Below are 17,048 nucleotides of genomic sequence, written 5' to 3' on the forward strand. Positions count from 1 at the left end.
CTGTGGTTCGCGGCTGCCTACGTGATCGTCATCTGGATCGTCCATGTTGTGAATATATTTGTGTTCGCCGGACAACTGGTCTTCTTCGGTATTCATCCGCTGGACGTGTCCTCCCTGTGGCACATCGTCACCTCCCCTTTATTGCACGCTAATGTTGAACATCTCATATCTAATACGATCCCTGGTGCTGTATTCAGCTTCCTCATAGGAATGTCGCGGGCGCGGGTCTGGTGGGAGGTGACGGCGATCGTCGTGGTGCTCGGCGGACTCGGGGTGTGGTTGTTCGGCGGGGTGGGGACCAACCACATCGGGGCCTCCGGGCTGGTGTACGGCTGGCTGGGGTATCTCCTCGTGCGTGGCCTGTTCAATCGCAGCGTCACCCAGCTCCTCGTGGGCATCATCCTCGGCATTACGTATTCGGGCCTGATCTGGGGCGTTCTGCCCGGCGTGCCGGGCGTGTCGTGGCAGGCGCATCTCTTCGGGGCGGTCGGCGGTGTGGCCGCCGGCATGTTCATCACCTCCGATGACCCGCCGCAGTTACGCGCCCGGCGCGCGGCGCGGAAGCTTGACGGGGGTAGTGTCACCCGCTGAACGGGGGTATGTTCGGCACCAAAAATGTCAATTTCCTTAAAAATCTCATCGAATAATTCGGGCTTCCCCGTCCGTGCCGGTAATGTCATTCTCATGGAAAAGCGAAACGTGGAGTGGTTGTCTGAGCGGGAAGTGGAGACCTGGATGAATGTCTGGTCTTTTCACGTCTGGCTTCCCGCCCGTCTCGAAGCCCAGCTGAAGCGTGATGCCGGCATCAGTCATTACGACTACTTCGCCCTCACCCAGCTGTGGCAGGCCCCTGATCATCTCCTGAGAATGAGTGAACTGGCCTCCGCCTGCGACATGACGCTCTCCCACCTCTCCCGCGTGATCACCCGCCTGGAGAAGCAGGAGTTCGTCCGCCGTCTGCCCGACCCGGATGACGGCCGCTCGACCCTGGCGGAACTCACCGAATCCGGCCTGGCGCTGTTCGAGCAGGCCGCACCGGGGCACGTCTCCGAGGTCCGTCGGCTCATCTTCGACAACCTTGAGCCTGAGGAGCAGCAGCAGTTCGGTGACGCCATGAGCAAGATCGTCGCGGCGATGGGCACCGGGGAGGAACGCATCGGGCGCTAGCATGGTCGGCGTGACCACACCTGCAGCCCCCATCGGCATCTTCGACTCCGGCGTCGGCGGACTCACGGTGGCCCGCACCATCGTCGATCAGCTCCCGCACGAGTCCATCATCTACATCGGCGACACCGCCCACGGTCCCTATGGTCCGTTGCCCATTGCCGAGGTGCGCCAGCATGCCACCCGCATCGCCGACGATCTCGTCGAACGCGGATGCAAGATGCTCGTCATCGCCTGCAACACGGCCTCCGCCGCCTTCCTCCATGACGCCCGGGAGCGGTACGACGTTCCGGTCGTCGAGGTCATCCAGCCGGCCGTGCGCCGTGCGCTGGCCACGACGCGTAACGGCACGGTGGGGGTCATCGGCACGGTGGGCACCATCAACTCGGGCGCCTACCAGGACCTTTTCGCCATCAGCCCCGGGGTGCAGGTGCACGCCCAGGCATGCCCGAGTTTCGTCGACTTCGTCGAAAGGGGCATCACCTCCGGACGGCAGATCCTCGGTGTCGCGGAGGCCTACGTTGAGCCGCTGCAGGCGGCGGGCGTCGATACGCTGGTCCTGGGGTGTACCCACTACCCGCTGCTCTCGGGTGTGATCCAGCTGGCCATCGGGGACCATGTCACGCTGGTCTCCTCCGCGGAGGAGACTGCCAAGGATGTGCTCCGCGTGCTCACCCGCGAGGATCTGCTGGCGGATCCGGCGCGCCACCCCGCTCCCACCCGAGTGTTCGAGTCGACCGGTGACCCGGCCACGTTCGCCCAGCTTTCGGAACGCTTCCTCGGGCCCGGGTTGGGACAGGTGCACCAGGCCACCCGGCACTAGGGGCACAATCTGATGACGATCGGGGCGTTGCGTTCGAGAAAACCATCACTACGTGGCACAGTGGCAACATGAAGTTGACGATCCTCGGCAGTTCCGGCAGCGTCGGCGGCCCCACGAACCCGGCCTCGGGTTACCTGGTCAACGTCGATCATTCCCCGGGACTCCTCGTGGACATCGGACCCGGGGTGCTCGGACAGCTCCAGGAGGTCCAGGATCCCAGCGACGCCCACGTGGTGTTCTCCCATCTTCACGCCGACCACTGCCTGGACTTCCCGTCCCTGATGGTCTGGCGCCGCTACCACCCTTTTGCCCCCGCCAAGGGGCGCAACCTGTGCTTCGGCCCGTCGACGACCCTGGGACACCTCGGCGTACTCTCCGCCGACAGTCCGGGAGAGGTCGACGACATGTCCGACACCTTCGCCTTCGCGCCCTGGCGTGCCGGGGAGCCGCACCTCATCGACCGCGTCACCGTCACCCCCTTCCCGGCGGTGCACCCGGTGGAGGCCTACTGCCTGCGGATCACCGAGCACACCTCGGGCAAGACCATCGCCTATTCCGGGGACACCGGCTGGACGGATCAGCTGGTGGAGTGCGCCCGCGACGCGGACGTCTTCCTCTGTGAGGCGACCTGGTGCTCCGGTGACGGGGATTTCCCGCCGGACATGCACCTGTCGGGCGCGGAGGCCGGGCGCGCCGCCCGCCTGGCCGGGGTCAAGCGCCTCGTCATCGTGCACATCCCGCCGTGGGGGGACGAGGAGTCCACCCTCGCCGCCGCCCGCGCGGAGTTCGACGGTCCGATCGAGGTCGGCCAGCAGGGCCAGGTCATCGAGTTCTAGCTGCCCCCGGTAGCCTGGGGGACATGACTTCAGCGAACTTCCAGCGTGCCGACGGCCGCGGTCTCGACCAGCTCCGCTCCGTCCGCATCACCCGCGGCTTCACCTCCAACCCGGCCGGATCGGTCCTCATCGAGTACGGCAACACCCGCGTCATGTGCACCGCCAGCGTCGAACACGGTGTGCCGCGGTTCAAGCGTGACTCCGGCGAGGGCTGGCTCACCGCCGAGTACTCCATGCTCCCCGCCGCCACCCACGACCGCATGCGCCGTGAGTCCATGGCCGGCAAGGTCAAGGGCCGCACCCACGAGATCTCCCGCCTCGTCGGTCGCGCCCTGCGCGCCGCGGTCGACCTCAGCCAGCTGGGGGAGAACACCATCAACATCGACTGCGACGTCCTCCAGGCCGACGGCGGTACCCGCACCGCGTCGATCACCGGCGCCTACGTGGCCCTGGCCGACGCCATCGCCGTCCTCAAGGCAGCAGGGGTCGTCCCCGGGGAGCCGCTGCTGCCGCCCGTCGCCGCCGTCTCCGTCGGGCTCGTCGACGGCAACGTGTGCCTCGATCTGCCCTACGAGGAGGACTCCCGCGCCGAGGTCGACCTCAATGTCGTCATGACCGAGGCCGGTCACTTCGTGGAGATCCAGGGTACGGGCGAGCACGGTGACTTCAACCGCGAGCAGCTCAACCTCATGCTGGATTCCGCAGAGAAGGGCTGCCGTGAGCTCATCGCAGCGCAGCGGGCAGCCCTGGGGATCTGACATGCGCCTGCTCGTCGCCTCCAACAACGCCAAGAAGCTCGGGGAGCTCGAGCGGATTCTCACGGACGCCGGAGTGGAGGGGGTGGAGGTCACCCCGCTGAATGCTGTGGCGGCCTACCGCGAACCGGTCGAGGACGGGCGCACCTTCGCCGACAACGCCCTCATCAAGGCCCGCGCCGGCGCTCGGGAGACCGGCCTGGTGTGCATCGCCGATGACTCCGGCCTGGCGGTGGAGGAACTCAACGGCATGCCCGGCGTGCTCTCCGCCCGCTGGTCCGGTGCCCACGGCAATGACCGGGCCAACAACGATCTTCTCCTGGGGCAGATGGCGCACGTGCCGGACGGGCGCCGTGCCTGCGCCTTCGTCTCGGTGTGTGCACTGGTGACCCCGGACGGGCAGGAGCACCTGGCGGAGGGCCGCTGGGAGGGCACCCTGCTGCGGGAGCCGGTGGGCGAGAACGGCTTCGGGTACGACCCGCTCTTCCTGCCCGCCGACGAGGTGGCCGCGGGGCGATCATCTGCGCAGTTGAGCCCGGAGGAGAAAAACTCGCTGTCCCACCGGGGCAAGGCGCTCGAGCAGCTCGTGGAGATCATCCGGACGCTGGCGGCGCGGTAGGGTGCGCCCGGCGCCGGATCTTCGCACCGGCTGATTCGTTCTGGAAGGCAGAGTCGTTGAACTCCATGGCTCCGCCGTCAGGTGGCACCCACCCGGTCCTGCCGGTGGTGGGGTCCTTGTCCATGTGGCCCAACCCGAAGGCGCCGTCACGTTCATCGCGGTTGGCCGGATGGTCGCTGGGGCACAGGATCGTCAGATTCTCGATGTCAGTGGCCCCGGCCGTCGCCCACGACACTATGTGGTGGATATGACTCTGGAGGAGCCCGGCCTGACAGGGGCCGCGGGTGCAGCACAGTTCCTGGGCGAACAGGGCCAGGCGCTGCATGAGGCTGGCCGAGCGCACCGTCCGACCCAGGGTGAGCACCTGACCGTTGATGTCGTGCAGCACCCCGAGGTCGTATCGCGCCGCGCCCAGCCGGAGGATGTCCGCGGCGTTGAGCATGTCCCCGGTGTTGGAGGGGAAGCGGTCAGCGGGGCCGATGGCGCCCAGCTCCTCCGCGGTCATGGACACCACCACCGATCCCACCCCCTGCCGACCCGCAGTACCGGGACCGGCGCTGAGGAAGTGGTCGAGGACGACGGTGAGCTGATCGGCCATGCGGGCAGACATGGTGCGCTGGTCATCCTCCGCCGGTGTCTCGGTGTTTGTTCCGGGGGCGCGACCCGGGGCCAGCGCCGCCTTGAGCTTGGCCAGTTCCGCGCCGCCCAGGTACATCGACACCCGGGCGCCACCATCGGCATCCTGCGGCCCGATGATCACCTTCCGTTTGCGGTGCGCGGCCCAGGGGTCGACCTTGCCGTCGGGCATGCGGCCGGCCCTGTTGCACTGTCGAATGCGCTCGCGCAGCCACACCCGCAGGTCCTCCAGGCCCCGCTTCTTGGCCTCCAGCAGCGCCTCTGCCAGCAACTCCTCCCGGCTCAGGGTGGCGTACTTGTTCAGGTGCTCGAGTTCGCGGTTGATCATCCGTTGTTTCTCGGCGGTGGCGGCGGCCTCCTGCGCCTCCCGGCGGGCCCGCTCCTGGGCCTGCTTGGCCCGGGCGGCCCGCTCCTCTTCCTCGCGGCGGATACGGGCCAGCTCCTCTTCGCGTGCCCGGCGCTGCTCCTCGTTTTCGTCGGGCTCCGGTGTCGGCTCCGGCATGGGCTCGGGCGCGGGTGGGCTGAACAGGTCCTGTCCCCGGTTGAGTCGGGAGCGCGCCTCCGCTTTTGACAGCCCGAGTTTGCGGGTGAGGTACTCGGACGCGTGGACGCCTCCGACCAGTCGGCCGGCATCGGCACGCTCGGCCGCGTAGGCGAAGGCGGCGTCGGTGAAGCTCTTGAGCTCCACCACCTTCTCCAGGCGGATGAACTCCTCGTGGAGTTCCTCGAACGGCAGGGCATCGGGGAAGGCCATCGCGCTCGACAGTTCCCGCAGCGCTCCCTCGATGCGGTCAACGAGCCCGCTCAGAGCCGCTTTGTCCAATGACGCCATGATGCCCCCTCCCTCCGATGTTCGATTACATGTTCGAGCGTACACCCGCAGCGGAACCTGTCAACCCCCACGCCCAAACACGTGTTCGATCACCCCCGTTTATAGTGAGTCCCCCAGCGGGTGAAGCCCGCCGACCGGTGGGCTAATATCCCACGAATGACCCCGCACAACATCGATGATCCCCGCAACCGCCCCTCCGGCCCCGCCGCCGAGCGTCAGTACGTGCTCACCCTGGGCTGCCCTGACACGACGGGCATCGTGGCCAAGCTCTCGACCTTCCTGGCGGAGCAGGGTGGATGGATCACCGAGGCGGCGTACTTCACCGATCCGGAGAACAACTGGTTCTTCACCCGGCAGGCCATCCGTGCGGATTCGGTGGACATGGACATCGACGAGCTCCGGGAGAAGTTCGCCCCGGTCGCGGCGGAATTCGGCCCCAAGGCGCAGTGGCGGCTGTGGGATACCGCAGAGCTGAAAAAGGTCGTCCTCCTCGTGTCACGCGAAGGCCACTGCCTGCACGATCTGCTGGGCCGCGTCGCGGAGAATGATTACCCGATGGAGGTCGTCGCGGTGGTCGGCAACCACGACAACCTCTCGTACATCGCCGACAACCACGGCGTGCCGTTCTATCACGTGCCGTTCCCGAAGGATGCCGTCGGCAAGCGCAAGGCCTTCGAGGAGCTCGGGGAGATCGTCAACTCCTACGAGCCCGACGCGATCGTCATGGCCCGCTTCATGCAGATCCTGCCGCCGGATTTCTGCGAGATGTGGGCGGGCCGCGTCCTCAACATCCACCACAGCTTCCTGCCGTCCTTCATGGGTGCGCGCCCGTACCACCAGGCCCACAAGCGGGGCGTCAAGCTCATCGGCGCGACCTGCCACTTCGCCACCTCCGACCTCGATGACGGTCCCATCATCGAGCAGGATGTCATCCGCGTGACTCACAAGGACACCCCGGAGGAGATGCAGCGCCTCGGCCGCGACGCCGAGAAGTCGGTCCTGGCCCGCGGCCTGCGCTACCACCTCGAGGATCGCGTCCTCGTCTACGGCAACCGCACCGTCGTCTTCGACTAGGAGAGCTGGAACTTCTCCTTGACCTCGCGACGGCGATTCGCCTCGACGAAGAAGGACAGGAACGGCACGACGCCGGCCAGTGCCGTGGTGATCCACGTGATCGGCTGCCAGCGGGCCTTGAGTCCGAGGTTGAGCACCGCGAGCAGGTAGGCCATGTAGGCCCAGCCGTGGGCGATGGCGACGATCGTCGCCCACGAGGGGATCTCCACCTTGAGCGCGTACTCGAGGATCATGCGCACCACGAGGATGATGAGGAACACGCCGGTGATCCACGCGGTGATCGAGAACAGCTTGAGGGCGGTCTCGACGCGCTTCTGGCGCTCGGGGTGGATCGTCTGCGTTGCGGTCATGGGGTGATGTCTCCAGGTTGTTCGATGTCTGCTTCTCGACGCCTGCGTGTCGGCGTGTTCAGTTCATTGAAGGTGTCGATGTCGAGGGTCGGGCGGCTGGGCAGGAAATCCTCGTCGATGGCGGTGACCTCGTCGCGGGCGCGGGAGGGGGCCTCGTAGAGGAAGTCCGGGTCGTCGGTGGCGTTCTCGGCGTCGATCATCTCGTTCTCGTACTCGAGGAACTTGCGGTAGGCGTAGACGAAGAACGCGCCGAAAAGCGGCCACTGGAGGGCGTATCCGAGATTCTGGAAGGTGCCGGCTCCCGACTGGAAGCGCGTCCACTGCCACCAGGCCAGAGCGATGGTGCACAGCACGGCGGCGGCGAGAAAGATCACGTGGGTCACGCGGACCTTCTTGCGCTGTCGCCGGGGCCTGTTCTCGCTCACGGAATAACACCATACCCGGCATCATCCGAAAGGTGGAGTTCGGGCCGTTATCGGTGCTGACGTGGGGCAGGGTAACATGATCCGGGCACGCGCCCGTGGCGGAATTGGCAGACGCGCTGGATTTAGGTTCCAGTGCCTTCGGGTGTGTGGGTTCAAGTCCCACCGGGCGCACGAATCGGCGGCAGGGTCGTCCCGTGACAGGGAGGGCCCTGTCGTCGTTTCCGGGGGAGGACGCCGCCCCCGGGCGGGCCGGTGTGACAATCATTGCCCCGATTCCTGCGAAGTGGCGATGATCACATTCCGGTCACAGTACCCCGCGGGCCGGGGCGATGGAGCGGCACTGCACACGGGTGGTTTTGTGGGGGAACCGACGGTGGCGAAACTTACCGGCACGTAAGCGTCACGGGACACCGTCAGGGCCCGGACGCGCCGACACCCGAGCGAAAGATGACGCTTTCCTCAAGTTTTTGTGGCATATTTGGCTATCAAAACTTGTGGGCACTTTTGGTGCCCGGAGTTTCGTCATGCACAAAGTAGGAAACACAGGAGCGAAGTCCACGTGACCGAATACAGCACCTCCTTCGGGACGGATCGACTGATCAACCGCTTCGACCGCGAGCCGTTTGCCCTGGCCTTCTCCGGCCAGGGATTCGACTGGTTGAAGACCCTGCGCGCGGCCGTCGCCGCCGGTGTCGGCACCGCCGTCACCTCCCTGGTCGACGGCGCCGCCAAGAAGCTCGCGCCTGTCGCAGATGAGCTCGCCGGCACCCGCCCCCACGGCTTCGACCCCGTCGCCTGGGCCCGCGCCGAGGTGAACCCGGCCTTCGACACCGCCCAGGCCGCCGTCAGCGTGCCGGGTGTGTTCACCTCCCAGCTCGCCGTGCTGGAGTCCCTCGACCGCCAGGGCCTCGAACTGGACAAGGCCGTCGCCTCCGTCGGTCACTCCCAGGGCAAGCTGGCCACCCTGCTGCTGGAGGGTCAGGCAGAGTCCGATGATCTGCTGGCCATCGCCCAGCTCATCGGCGCCGCCATGACCCGCACCGCGCGCATCACCGGCCTCATCCAGCAGGGTGAGCTCTCGCCGATGGTCTCCGTCATCGGCATCACCCGCGAGCAGCTGCAGCAGGCCATCGACCACGCCTGCGCCGACGTGCCGGAGGAGATCCGCCCCGTCATCGGCCTGCGCAACACCCGCGACACCTATGTCATGGTCGGCCGCCCGCATGATCTGCAGGCCGTCGAGGAGCTCCTGGGCACCTTCGCCAAGCGCGACGCCAAGGCCATCGAGAACAAGGAGCGCGGCGGTGAGCCCTTCAACCCGCGTTTCAACCCGCTGCCCATCCAGATCGCCTTCCACCACCCGGCCATGGAGGCCGCCGTCGAGCAGACCGTCGCCTGGGCCCAGAAGGCGGGCCTCGACGCCGCGATCGCCCGCGTCGCCGCCGAGCTGGTCCTGACCACCCCGGTCGATTTCCCCGCCGAGCTCGACGAGGCCGTTGACGCCGGCACCCGCTGGCTGCTCGAGGTCGGCCCCGAGACCGGCATGTCCCCGCTCACCCGTCGCATCATCGCCGGCCGCGGCGTCGGCGTGGTCACCGTCTCCGACACCGAGGGCCAGGCCGAGCTTTTCGACGCCGGCCTCGCCCCCGAGCTGCCCCGCGACTGGTCCGAGTTCGCCCCCCGCCTGGAGAAGCGCGGTGACCGGATCCGTCTGGTGACCAAGTTCACCGAGGTCACCGGCTACACCCCGATGACCCTGCCGGGCATGACCCCGACCACCGTCGATCCCACGATCGTCGCCGCCGCCGCCAACGCCGGCCACTGGGCCGAGCTGGCCGGTGGTGGCCAGGTCACCGAGGACGTCCTCCACGGCAACCTCGCCCAGCTGCAGGACATGCTGGAGCCGGGCGTCAACGCCCAGTTCAACTCCATGTTCCTCAACCCCTACCTGTGGCGCATGCAGGTCGAGGGCAAGCGCCTCGTGCCGCGCGCCCGCGCCAACGGTGCGCCCATCGACGGCATCATCATCACCGCCGGCATGCCGCCCCATGACGAGGCCGTCTCCCTCGTCCGTGAGCTGCGCGAGGCCAACTTCCCCTGGATCGTGTTCAAGCCGGGTGCGGTCAAGCACATCCGCCAGGTGCTCAAGATCGCCGACGATGTCGAGGACATCCCGATCATCATCCAGGTCGAGGGCGGCAAGGCCGGCGGCCACCACTCCTGGGAGGACCTCGACGAGCTGCTCATCGCCACCTACGCCGAGGTGCGCGAGCGCGACAACGTCATCCTCGTGGTCGGCGGCGGCATCGGCACCCCCGAGCGCGCCGCCGAGTACATCACCGGCACCTGGGCGCACCGCCACGACCTGCCCGCCATGCCCACCGACGGCATCCTCATCGGCACCGCCGCCATGGCCACCCTCGAGTCCACCGCCTCCGAGTCCGTCAAGCAGGCCCTCGTCGCCGCGCCGGGCACCGATCAGTGGGCCGGCGCCGGCCGCGAAGCCGGTGGCGTGGCCTCCGGTCGCTCCCAGCTCGGCGCCGACCTCTATGAGATCGAGAACTCCTTCGCCAAGGCCGGTCGCCTCCTCGACGAGGTCGCCGGCGACGACGACGCCGCCACCGAGCGTCGCGAAGAGATCATCGCGGCCATCGACAAGACCTGCAAGCCCTACTTCGGTGACATCGAGTCCATGACCTACGAGCAGTGGCTGCGCCGCTACCTCGAGGTCTCCGGCCCGTACCAGGGCGAGTGGACCGACGTGTCCTGGTTCCAGCGCTTCGTCGACATGGTCGAGCGCGCCGAGGCCCGCCTCACCGACCGCGACCACGGCCAGTTCGAGGCCGAGGTCGAGGTGGACGCGGAGAACCCGGGCGCGAGCGTCGAGAAGCTCGTGGAGCTCTACCCCTTCGCCGCGCGCGACCTCATCCACCCGGCCGACCGCGCCTGGTTCACCAAGCTGCTGCTCAACCCGGGCAAGCCCGCCAACTTCGTCCCCGTCATCGACGGTGACGTCCGCCGCTGGTGGCGCTCCGATTCCCTGTGGCAGGCCCACGACGAGCGTTACGACGCCGACGAGGTCTGCATCATCCCGGGCACCGCCGCCGTCGCCGGCATCACCCGCGCCAACGAGCCGGTCGCCGAGCTGCTCGGCCGCTTCAACCAGGCCTCCATCGACGCGCTTATCGACGCCGGCGAGGCCCCCGTCGAGGTCACCGACTCCGTCGTCGAGCGCGTGCTGACCGCCCCGGGCACCTACTGGGCCGGCCGCCAGCAGGCCTCCTACATCGAGCGCCTCGGTGACTCCGACCAGTGGACCCTGGCCGCGGACCGCCAGTCCGCCGACCACGCCGCCACCGGCGCCCGCCTCGTGGCCGAGGACGCCGAGCACGCCCTGCTCACCGTCCCGCTCGCGGGCTCCACCGCCGCCGGCACCACCACGGACCTCACCATCCGCTTCACCGTCCCGGCCGATGCCCCGCTGTCCGCCAACCCGCAGGTCACCGCCGCGGACGCCGAGGCCGCCATGGCCGAGCTCACCCGCGTCGCCGCCGGTGGCGAGCTCGCCGAGGTCACCGCGGCCGGTGTCGCCGAGTGGTCCACCACCCTCGACGCCGGGCACCTCGCCGACTACGACAATGTCACCGCCGGCTACCTGCCCTCCGAGCTGGCCGCCCACGACACCGCCCCGGACGTTCTCGTCGGCCGCGCCTGGCCGGCCGTGTTCGCCGCCGTGCGCTCCGCCGTGGTGCCGGGCACCGACTCCGCCTCCGTCGTCGAGGGCATGCTGTCCCTGGTCCACCTCGAGCACCACCTCACCATGCTCCGCGCCCTGCCCTCCCTGGACGAGGGCGCCGTCGACCTGCAGATCACGGCGCACGCCGACGAGGTCTCCGACACCGACATGGGCCGCCTCGTCGTCGTCCGCGCGGAGATCTCCGCCGACGGCGAGCCCCTGGCCAAGCTCTCCGAGCGCTTCGCCATCCGGGGCCGCAACGGGAAGATGACCGCCCGGACCAACACCTCGGCGCTGCCGTCCGTCGTGGACACCCCGCGTTCCTTCCGCGCCTACGCGCGCGTCGTGGCACCGGAGTCCATGCACCCCTTCGCCGTCGTCTCCGGCGACCGCAACCCGATCCACGTCTCCGACACCGCCGCCGGCCTGGCCGGCCTGCCGGGTGTCATCGTCCACGGCATGTGGACCTCCGCCATCGGCGAGCTCGTCGCCGGCGCCGGCTACCAGGATGACTCCGCCACCACGGCCCCGGGCCGGGTCGTCGAGTACACCGCCACCATGCTCGCCCCGGTCCTGCCGGGCGCGACGATCGAGTTCACCGTCGAGCGCGCGGGTGTGGACAACCGCCCGGGCCACGGTGAGGTCCGCGCCGTCACCGCCACCGTCGACGGCAACATCGTCCTCACCGCCACCGCCGTCATGGCCGCCCCCACCACCTTCTACGGCTTCCCCGGCCAGGGCATCCAGTCCCAGGGCATGGGCATGGATTCCCGTGCCTCCTCGGCCGCCGCCCGCGAGACGTGGGACCGCGCCGACCGCCACACCCGCGGCAAGCTGGGCTTCTCCGTCCTGGAGATCGTCAAGAACAACCCGACCGAGGTCGTCGTCGGGGGCGAGCGCTTCCACCACCCGGACGGCGTGCTCTTCCTCACCCAGTTCACCCAGGTCGCCATGGCCACCCTGGGCTGCGCCCAGATCGCCGAGATGCGCGAGGCCGACGCCCTCAACCAGCGCGCCTACTTCGCCGGCCACTCCGTCGGCGAGTACAACGCCCTGGCCGCCTACTCCGGCGTGCTCTCCCTGGAGTCCGTCGTGGAGATCGTCTACCGCCGCGGCCTGACCATGCACCGCCTGGTCGAGCGCGACGAAGAGGGCAACTCCAACTACGGCCTCGCCGCCCTGCGTCCCAACAAGATGCGCCTGACCGCCGACAACGTCTTCGGCTACGTGCAGGAGATGGCGGAGAAGACCGGCGAGTTCCTCGAGATTGTCAACTACAACATCGCCGGTGTGCAGTACGCCGTCGCCGGCACCCGCGCCGGGCTCAACGCCCTCAAGGCCGATGCCGAGGCGAAGGCCCCGGGCCAGCGCGCGTTCATCATGATCCCGGGCATCGACGTCCCCTTCCACTCCAGCCACCTGCGCGACGGCGTGGGCGATTTCCGCGAGCACCTCGATTCGCTCATCCCGGCGGAGATCAACCTGGACATCCTCGTCGACCGCTACATCCCGAACCTGGTGGCCCGCCCCTTCGAGCTCACCCGCGAGTTCGTCGAGTCGATCACCGAGGTCGTCTCCTCCCCGTACATCGACGCCATCCTGGCCGATTTCGAGGCCGCCGCCGCCGACCCGGTCAAGCTGGGCCGCACCCTGCTCATCGAGCTGCTGGCCTGGCAGTTCGCCTCCCCGGTGCGCTGGATCGAGACGCAGGACCTCATCCTGCGCGACCTGGGCATCGAGCGCTTCGTCGAGGTCGGCGTCGGTTCCGCCCCGACCCTGGCCAACATGCTCGGCCAGACCCTGCGCCTGCCGCAGTACGCCGGCACCCCGATCGAGGTGCTCAACGTCGAGCGCGACCGCCCGGTCGTCTTCGCCACCGATGAGATCACCCGCGAGGTCGCCGCCGACGTCGTGCCGGAGACCGAGGAGGCACCGGCGGAGAAGAAGTCCACCGCCGCGCCCGCCCCGGTCACCGCCAACGCCCCGACCGGCGACACCGTCCCCGCCGCCAACCCGGCGCCCGTCGCCGCGGCCGGCGCCGGCACCCCGGACGACATCGAGTTCACCCCGTCCGATGCCACCGAGATGCTCATCGCCATCTGGACCAAGGTCCGCCCGGACCAGATGGGTGCCACCGACTCCATCGAGACCCTCGTCGAGGGTGTGTCCTCGCGCCGCAACCAGCTGCTGCTGGACCTCGGCGTGGAGTTCGGCCTCGGCGCCATCGACGGTGCCGCCGACGCCGAGCTGGCCGCCCTCAAGCAGACCGTGACCAAGATGGCCAAGGGCTACAAGGCCTTCGGCCCGGTCCTCGGGGACGCCGCCGCCGACGCCCTGCGTCGCATCACCGGCCCGACCGGCAAGAAGCCGAACTACATCGCCGACCGTGTCACCGGCACCTGGCAGCTCGGCTCCGGCTGGGCCGACCATGTCGTCGCCGAGGTCGTCATCGGCGCCCGCGAGGGTGCCTCCCTGCGCGGCGGCGATCTGGCCTCCCTCAGCCCGGCCAGCCCGACGTCGGCAGGCGATCTCGACGCGCTTATCGACGCCGCCGTCCAGGCCGTCGCCGCCCGCCGCGGCGTCGCCGTCGGCCTGCCGTCCGCCGGTGGCGGAGCCGGTGGGGTCGTCGACTCCGCCGCCCTCGGCGAGTTCGCCGAGCAGGTCACCGGCAAGGAGGGTGTGCTGGCGGCCACCGCCCGCACCATCCTGTCCCAGCTGGGCATCTCCGAGGTCGAGTCCCACAACCTCGAGGACGAGGGCGACGAGTACGCCGCCCTGTTCGACCTCGTCTCCCGCGAGCTGGGCTCCGACTGGCCGCGCCAGGTCGCCCCGAGCTTCGACGCGAACAAGGCCGTGCTTCTCGACGACCGCTGGGCCTCCGCCCGCGAGGACCTCACCCGCGTGGCCCTCGGTGAGCTCGACGCCGCCGAGCTCGACGTGACCGGCGCCGGTGAGAACGTCGCCAAGCAGGCCGAGTACCTGGGCCTGGGTGAGCTGGCCGCCCAGGCCCGCGACACCGACGCCCTCGACTACGCCCGGGACGTCGCCGTGGTCACGGGTGCCTCCCCGAACTCGATCGCCGCCGGTGTCGTCGCCGAGCTGCTCGAGGGCGGTGCCACCGTGGTGGTCACCACCTCCAGCCTCTCCCACTCGCGCCTGAGCTACTACAAGAACCTCTACGCGACGTCGGCACGCGGCACCGCCGCACTGTGGGTCGTCCCGGCGAACCTGAGCTCCTACACGGACCTCGACGGCGTCATCGAGTGGATCGGCAACGAGCAGACCGCCACGGTCAACGGTCAGAAGAAGGTCCTCAAGAAGGCCCTGACCCCGACCCTGCTCTTCCCCTTCGCCGCCCCGCGCGTCATGGGTTCGCTGGCTGACGCCGGCCCCGCCGCCGAGTCGCAGATGCGCCTGCTGCTGTGGGCCGTCGAGCGCCTCATCGCCGGCCTGTCCGAGATCGGCACCGACACCCACGTGGGCAAGCGCCTCCACGTCGTCCTCCCGGGCTCCCCGAACCGCGGCCGCTTCGGTGGCGACGGCGCCTACGGCGAGTCCAAGGCCTCCCTCGACGCGCTGGTCACCCGCTGGCACGCCGAGCCGGTCTGGGGCGATCGCACCAGCCTCGTCCACGCCTTCATCGGCTGGGTCCGCGGCACGGGCCTCATGGGCGGCAACGACCCGCTCGTCGAGACCATCGAGTCGAAGGGCGTCAAGACCTTCTCCAACGAGGAGATGGCGCAGCTGCTGCTGTCCCAGGTCACCGACGAGGTCCGCGCGCAGGCCGCGCAGGACCCGGTCATCGTCGACTACACCGGCGGACTCGGCGAGTCCGACGTCAACATCTCCCAGCTCGCCGCGGAAGCGGCGGCTGAGGCGGAGCTGGCGGGGGGCGTCGATAAGCAGGACGTCGAGGAGCCGCGCACGCTCACCGCGCTGCCGACCCCGTACCGCCGCTTCGAGTGGACCGCGCCGGAATTCAGCGGTGTGTCCACCGCGCTGGAGGACATGATCGTCATCGTCGGCGCCGGCGAGATCGGCCCCTACGGCTCCGCCCGCACGCGTTTCGACGCCGAGCTCAGCGGCGACCTCACCGCCGCCGGCGTCATCGAGCTCGCCTGGACCATGGGGCTCATCCACCGCGACGGCGACGCCTGGTACGACGCCGAGGAGCAGGAGATCGCCGAGGAGGACATCTACGAGCGCTTCCACGACGAGGTCCTGGGCAAGGTCGGCGTCCGCCGCTACCACGACGACTTCTTCATGGTCGACAACCTGGCGCCGGAGCTGACCACCGTCTACCTGGACAAGGATCTGTCCTTCTCCGTCGCCTCCAAGGAGGAGGCCAAGACCTTCGTCGACTCCGAGCCGGACCACACCTCCGCCTTCTTCGACGAGGAGGCAGGGGAGTGGACGGTCGTCCGCCACGCCGGCTCCGCCGTCCGCGTCCCGCGCCGCACCACCATGTCGCGGTTCGTCGGCGGCCAGATCCCGGAGGGCTTCGACCCGTCCGTGTACGGCATCCCCGCCGACATGATCGACAACCTCGACCGCCTCGCACTGTGGAACCTCGTCTGCACCATCGACGCGTTCCTCGCCTCCGGCTTCACCCCGGCGGAACTGCTGCGTGAGGTCCACCCGGCCCGCGTGTCCTCCACCCAGGGCACCGGCATGGGCGGAGTGGAGTCCATGCGCTCGCTCTACATCGACGGCCTGCTCGCCGAGCCGCGCGCGAACGACATCCTGCAGGAGGCCCTGCCCAACGTCGTCGCCGCGCACGTCATGCAGTCCTACGTCGGCGGCTACGGCCAGATGATCCACCCGGTCGCCGCCTGCGCCACCGCCGCCGTCTCCGTCGAGGAGGGCTACGACAAGATCGCCCTGGGCAAGGCCGACTTCGTCGTCGCCGGCGGCCTGGACGACCTGTCCATCGAGGGCATCACCGGCTTCGGTGACATGGCGGCCACCGCCGACAGCACCGAGATGGAGAACAAGGGCATCGAGCACCGCTACTTCTCCCGCGCCAACGACCGCCGTCGTGGTGGCTTCATCGAGTCCGAGGGTGGCGGCACCGTGCTGCTGGCCCGCGGCACCGTCGCCGCCGACCTCGGCCTGCCCGTGCTGGGTGTCGTCGCCTTCGCCGAGTCCTTCGCCGACGGCGCGCACACCTCCATCCCGGCCCCGGGCCTGGGTGCCCTGGGTGCGGCGCGTGGTGGCGCCGACTCCCGTCTCGCCCGTCAGCTGGCCGCGGTGGGTGTGTCCGCCGATGATGTCGCCATCATCTCCAAGCACGACACCTCCACCAACGCCAACGACCCGAACGAGTCGGACCTGCACGAGCGCATCGCCGCCTCCATCGGCCGCACGGACGGCAACCCGCTGTACGTCATCTCCCAGAAGACGCTCACCGGCCACGCCAAGGGCGGTGCTGCGGCCTTCCAGATGATCGGCCTCACCCAGGTCCTGCGCTCCGGCATCGTGCCGGCGAACATGTCCCTGGACACGGTCGACCCGGTTCTCCAGCAGCACCAGCACCTCGTGTGGCTGCGCCGCCCGCTGAACCTGGCCGCGCGGGCACCGAAGGCCGGTCTGGTCACCTCGCTCGGCTTCGGCCACGTGTCCGCCCTGGTGGCGATTGTTCACCCGGGTGCCTTCCTCGAGGCACTGCGCAATGAGCGTGGTCAGGATGCCGCGGCGGAGTGGGTCCGGGTGTCCGTGGCCCGCGAGGAGGCCGGCCTGCAGCGCATCGTCGACGCCATGTACGGCGGCGCCGCACTCTACGAGCGCCCCGCCGACCG

At 69.1% G+C, this 17,048-nt stretch carries 11 protein-coding genes and 1 tRNA gene; 9 read left to right on the top strand and 3 right to left on the bottom strand.

Annotation, left to right across the window (positions count from 1 at the left end):
• The 6 genes from Q4F73_RS05765 to rdgB form a co-directional block, all read left to right on the top strand.
• Nucleotides 1–591, top strand: a 591-nt coding sequence (locus Q4F73_RS05765) for a rhomboid family intramembrane serine protease (RefSeq protein WP_303358406.1), incomplete at its 5' end; no start/stop codon positions are given.
• A 93-nt stretch (nucleotides 592–684) separates the two neighbouring features.
• Nucleotides 685–1,167, top strand: coding sequence for a MarR family winged helix-turn-helix transcriptional regulator (locus Q4F73_RS05770; RefSeq protein WP_303358407.1), 483 nt, complete (start codon nucleotides 685–687; stop codon nucleotides 1,165–1,167).
• Between the two features lie 10 nt (nucleotides 1,168–1,177).
• Nucleotides 1,178–1,987, top strand: a complete 810-nt coding sequence (gene murI / locus Q4F73_RS05775) for a glutamate racemase (protein WP_303358408.1) — start codon at nucleotides 1,178–1,180, stop codon at nucleotides 1,985–1,987.
• Between the two features lie 68 nt (nucleotides 1,988–2,055).
• On the top strand, nucleotides 2,056–2,823 hold the full coding sequence (locus tag Q4F73_RS05780; RefSeq protein WP_303358409.1) for an MBL fold metallo-hydrolase: 768 nt from the start codon (nucleotides 2,056–2,058) through the stop codon (nucleotides 2,821–2,823).
• A gap of 23 nt (nucleotides 2,824–2,846) precedes the next feature.
• A complete protein-coding gene (gene rph / locus Q4F73_RS05785; RefSeq protein ID WP_303358410.1) occupies nucleotides 2,847–3,581 on the top strand; it encodes a ribonuclease PH in 735 nt (244 codons plus the stop codon).
• Nucleotide 3,582: 1 nt separating this feature from the next.
• The gene (gene rdgB, locus Q4F73_RS05790; protein ID WP_303358411.1) at nucleotides 3,583–4,197 is read left to right on the top strand and encodes an RdgB/HAM1 family non-canonical purine NTP pyrophosphatase; all 615 of its coding nucleotides are present in this window, start codon (nucleotides 3,583–3,585) and stop codon (nucleotides 4,195–4,197) included.
• Here the strand turns inward: rdgB and Q4F73_RS05795 are convergent.
• Nucleotides 4,172–5,665 (bottom strand): HNH endonuclease signature motif containing protein, encoded by a 1,494-nt coding sequence (locus Q4F73_RS05795; RefSeq protein ID WP_303358412.1) that lies wholly within the window; start codon nucleotides 5,663–5,665, stop codon nucleotides 4,172–4,174. The two genes, rdgB and Q4F73_RS05795, sit on opposite strands and share 26 nt — an antisense overlap.
• Before the next feature lie 156 nt (nucleotides 5,666–5,821).
• On the opposite strand from Q4F73_RS05795, the gene purU reads away from it, so the two are divergent.
• Entirely contained in the window at nucleotides 5,822–6,739 is a 918-nt protein-coding gene (purU, locus tag Q4F73_RS05800) for a formyltetrahydrofolate deformylase (protein ID WP_303358413.1), read from the top strand.
• Here the strand turns inward: purU and Q4F73_RS05805 are convergent.
• Together Q4F73_RS05805 and Q4F73_RS05810 are read right to left on the bottom strand one after the other, a co-directional pair.
• Nucleotides 6,736–7,089: a DUF3817 domain-containing protein gene (locus tag Q4F73_RS05805; RefSeq protein WP_303358414.1), complete on the bottom strand. Its 354-nt coding sequence runs from the start codon at nucleotides 7,087–7,089 to the stop codon at nucleotides 6,736–6,738. The genes purU and Q4F73_RS05805 overlap by 4 nt on opposite strands.
• Nucleotides 7,086–7,514, bottom strand: a complete 429-nt coding sequence (locus Q4F73_RS05810; RefSeq protein ID WP_303358415.1) for a hypothetical protein — start codon at nucleotides 7,512–7,514, stop codon at nucleotides 7,086–7,088. Before Q4F73_RS05810 ends, Q4F73_RS05805 begins: the two co-directional genes overlap by 4 nt.
• Before the next feature lie 89 nt (nucleotides 7,515–7,603).
• Here Q4F73_RS05810 and Q4F73_RS05815 point away from each other — a divergent pair.
• Nucleotides 7,604–7,685 (top strand) — tRNA-Leu (locus Q4F73_RS05815).
• Nucleotides 7,686–8,073: 388 nt separating this feature from the next.
• Nucleotides 8,074–17,048: type I polyketide synthase (locus Q4F73_RS05820; protein ID WP_303358416.1), on the top strand; the 8,975-nt coding region annotated here is incomplete at its 3' end.

It is taken from the genome of Corynebacterium sp. (genome assembly GCF_030535495.1).
Lineage (GTDB): Bacteria > Actinomycetota > Actinomycetes > Mycobacteriales > Mycobacteriaceae > Corynebacterium.

Excerpts from the sequence above, each read along its gene's own strand:
- Q4F73_RS05770 (WP_303358407.1), top strand. The coding sequence starts at position 685 with ATGGAAAAGCGAAACGTGGAGTGGTTGTCTGAGCGGGAAGTGGAGACC.
- Q4F73_RS05780 (WP_303358409.1), top strand. The coding sequence starts at position 2,056 with ATGAAGTTGACGATCCTCGGCAGTTCCGGCAGCGTCGGCGGCCCCACG.
- rph (WP_303358410.1), top strand. The coding sequence starts at position 2,847 with ATGACTTCAGCGAACTTCCAGCGTGCCGACGGCCGCGGTCTCGACCAG.
- rdgB (WP_303358411.1), top strand. The coding sequence starts at position 3,583 with ATGCGCCTGCTCGTCGCCTCCAACAACGCCAAGAAGCTCGGGGAGCTC.
- Q4F73_RS05795 (WP_303358412.1), bottom strand. The coding sequence starts at position 5,665 with ATGGCGTCATTGGACAAAGCGGCTCTGAGCGGGCTCGTTGACCGCATC.
- purU (WP_303358413.1), top strand. The coding sequence starts at position 5,822 with ATGACCCCGCACAACATCGATGATCCCCGCAACCGCCCCTCCGGCCCC.
- Q4F73_RS05805 (WP_303358414.1), bottom strand. The coding sequence starts at position 7,089 with ATGACCGCAACGCAGACGATCCACCCCGAGCGCCAGAAGCGCGTCGAG.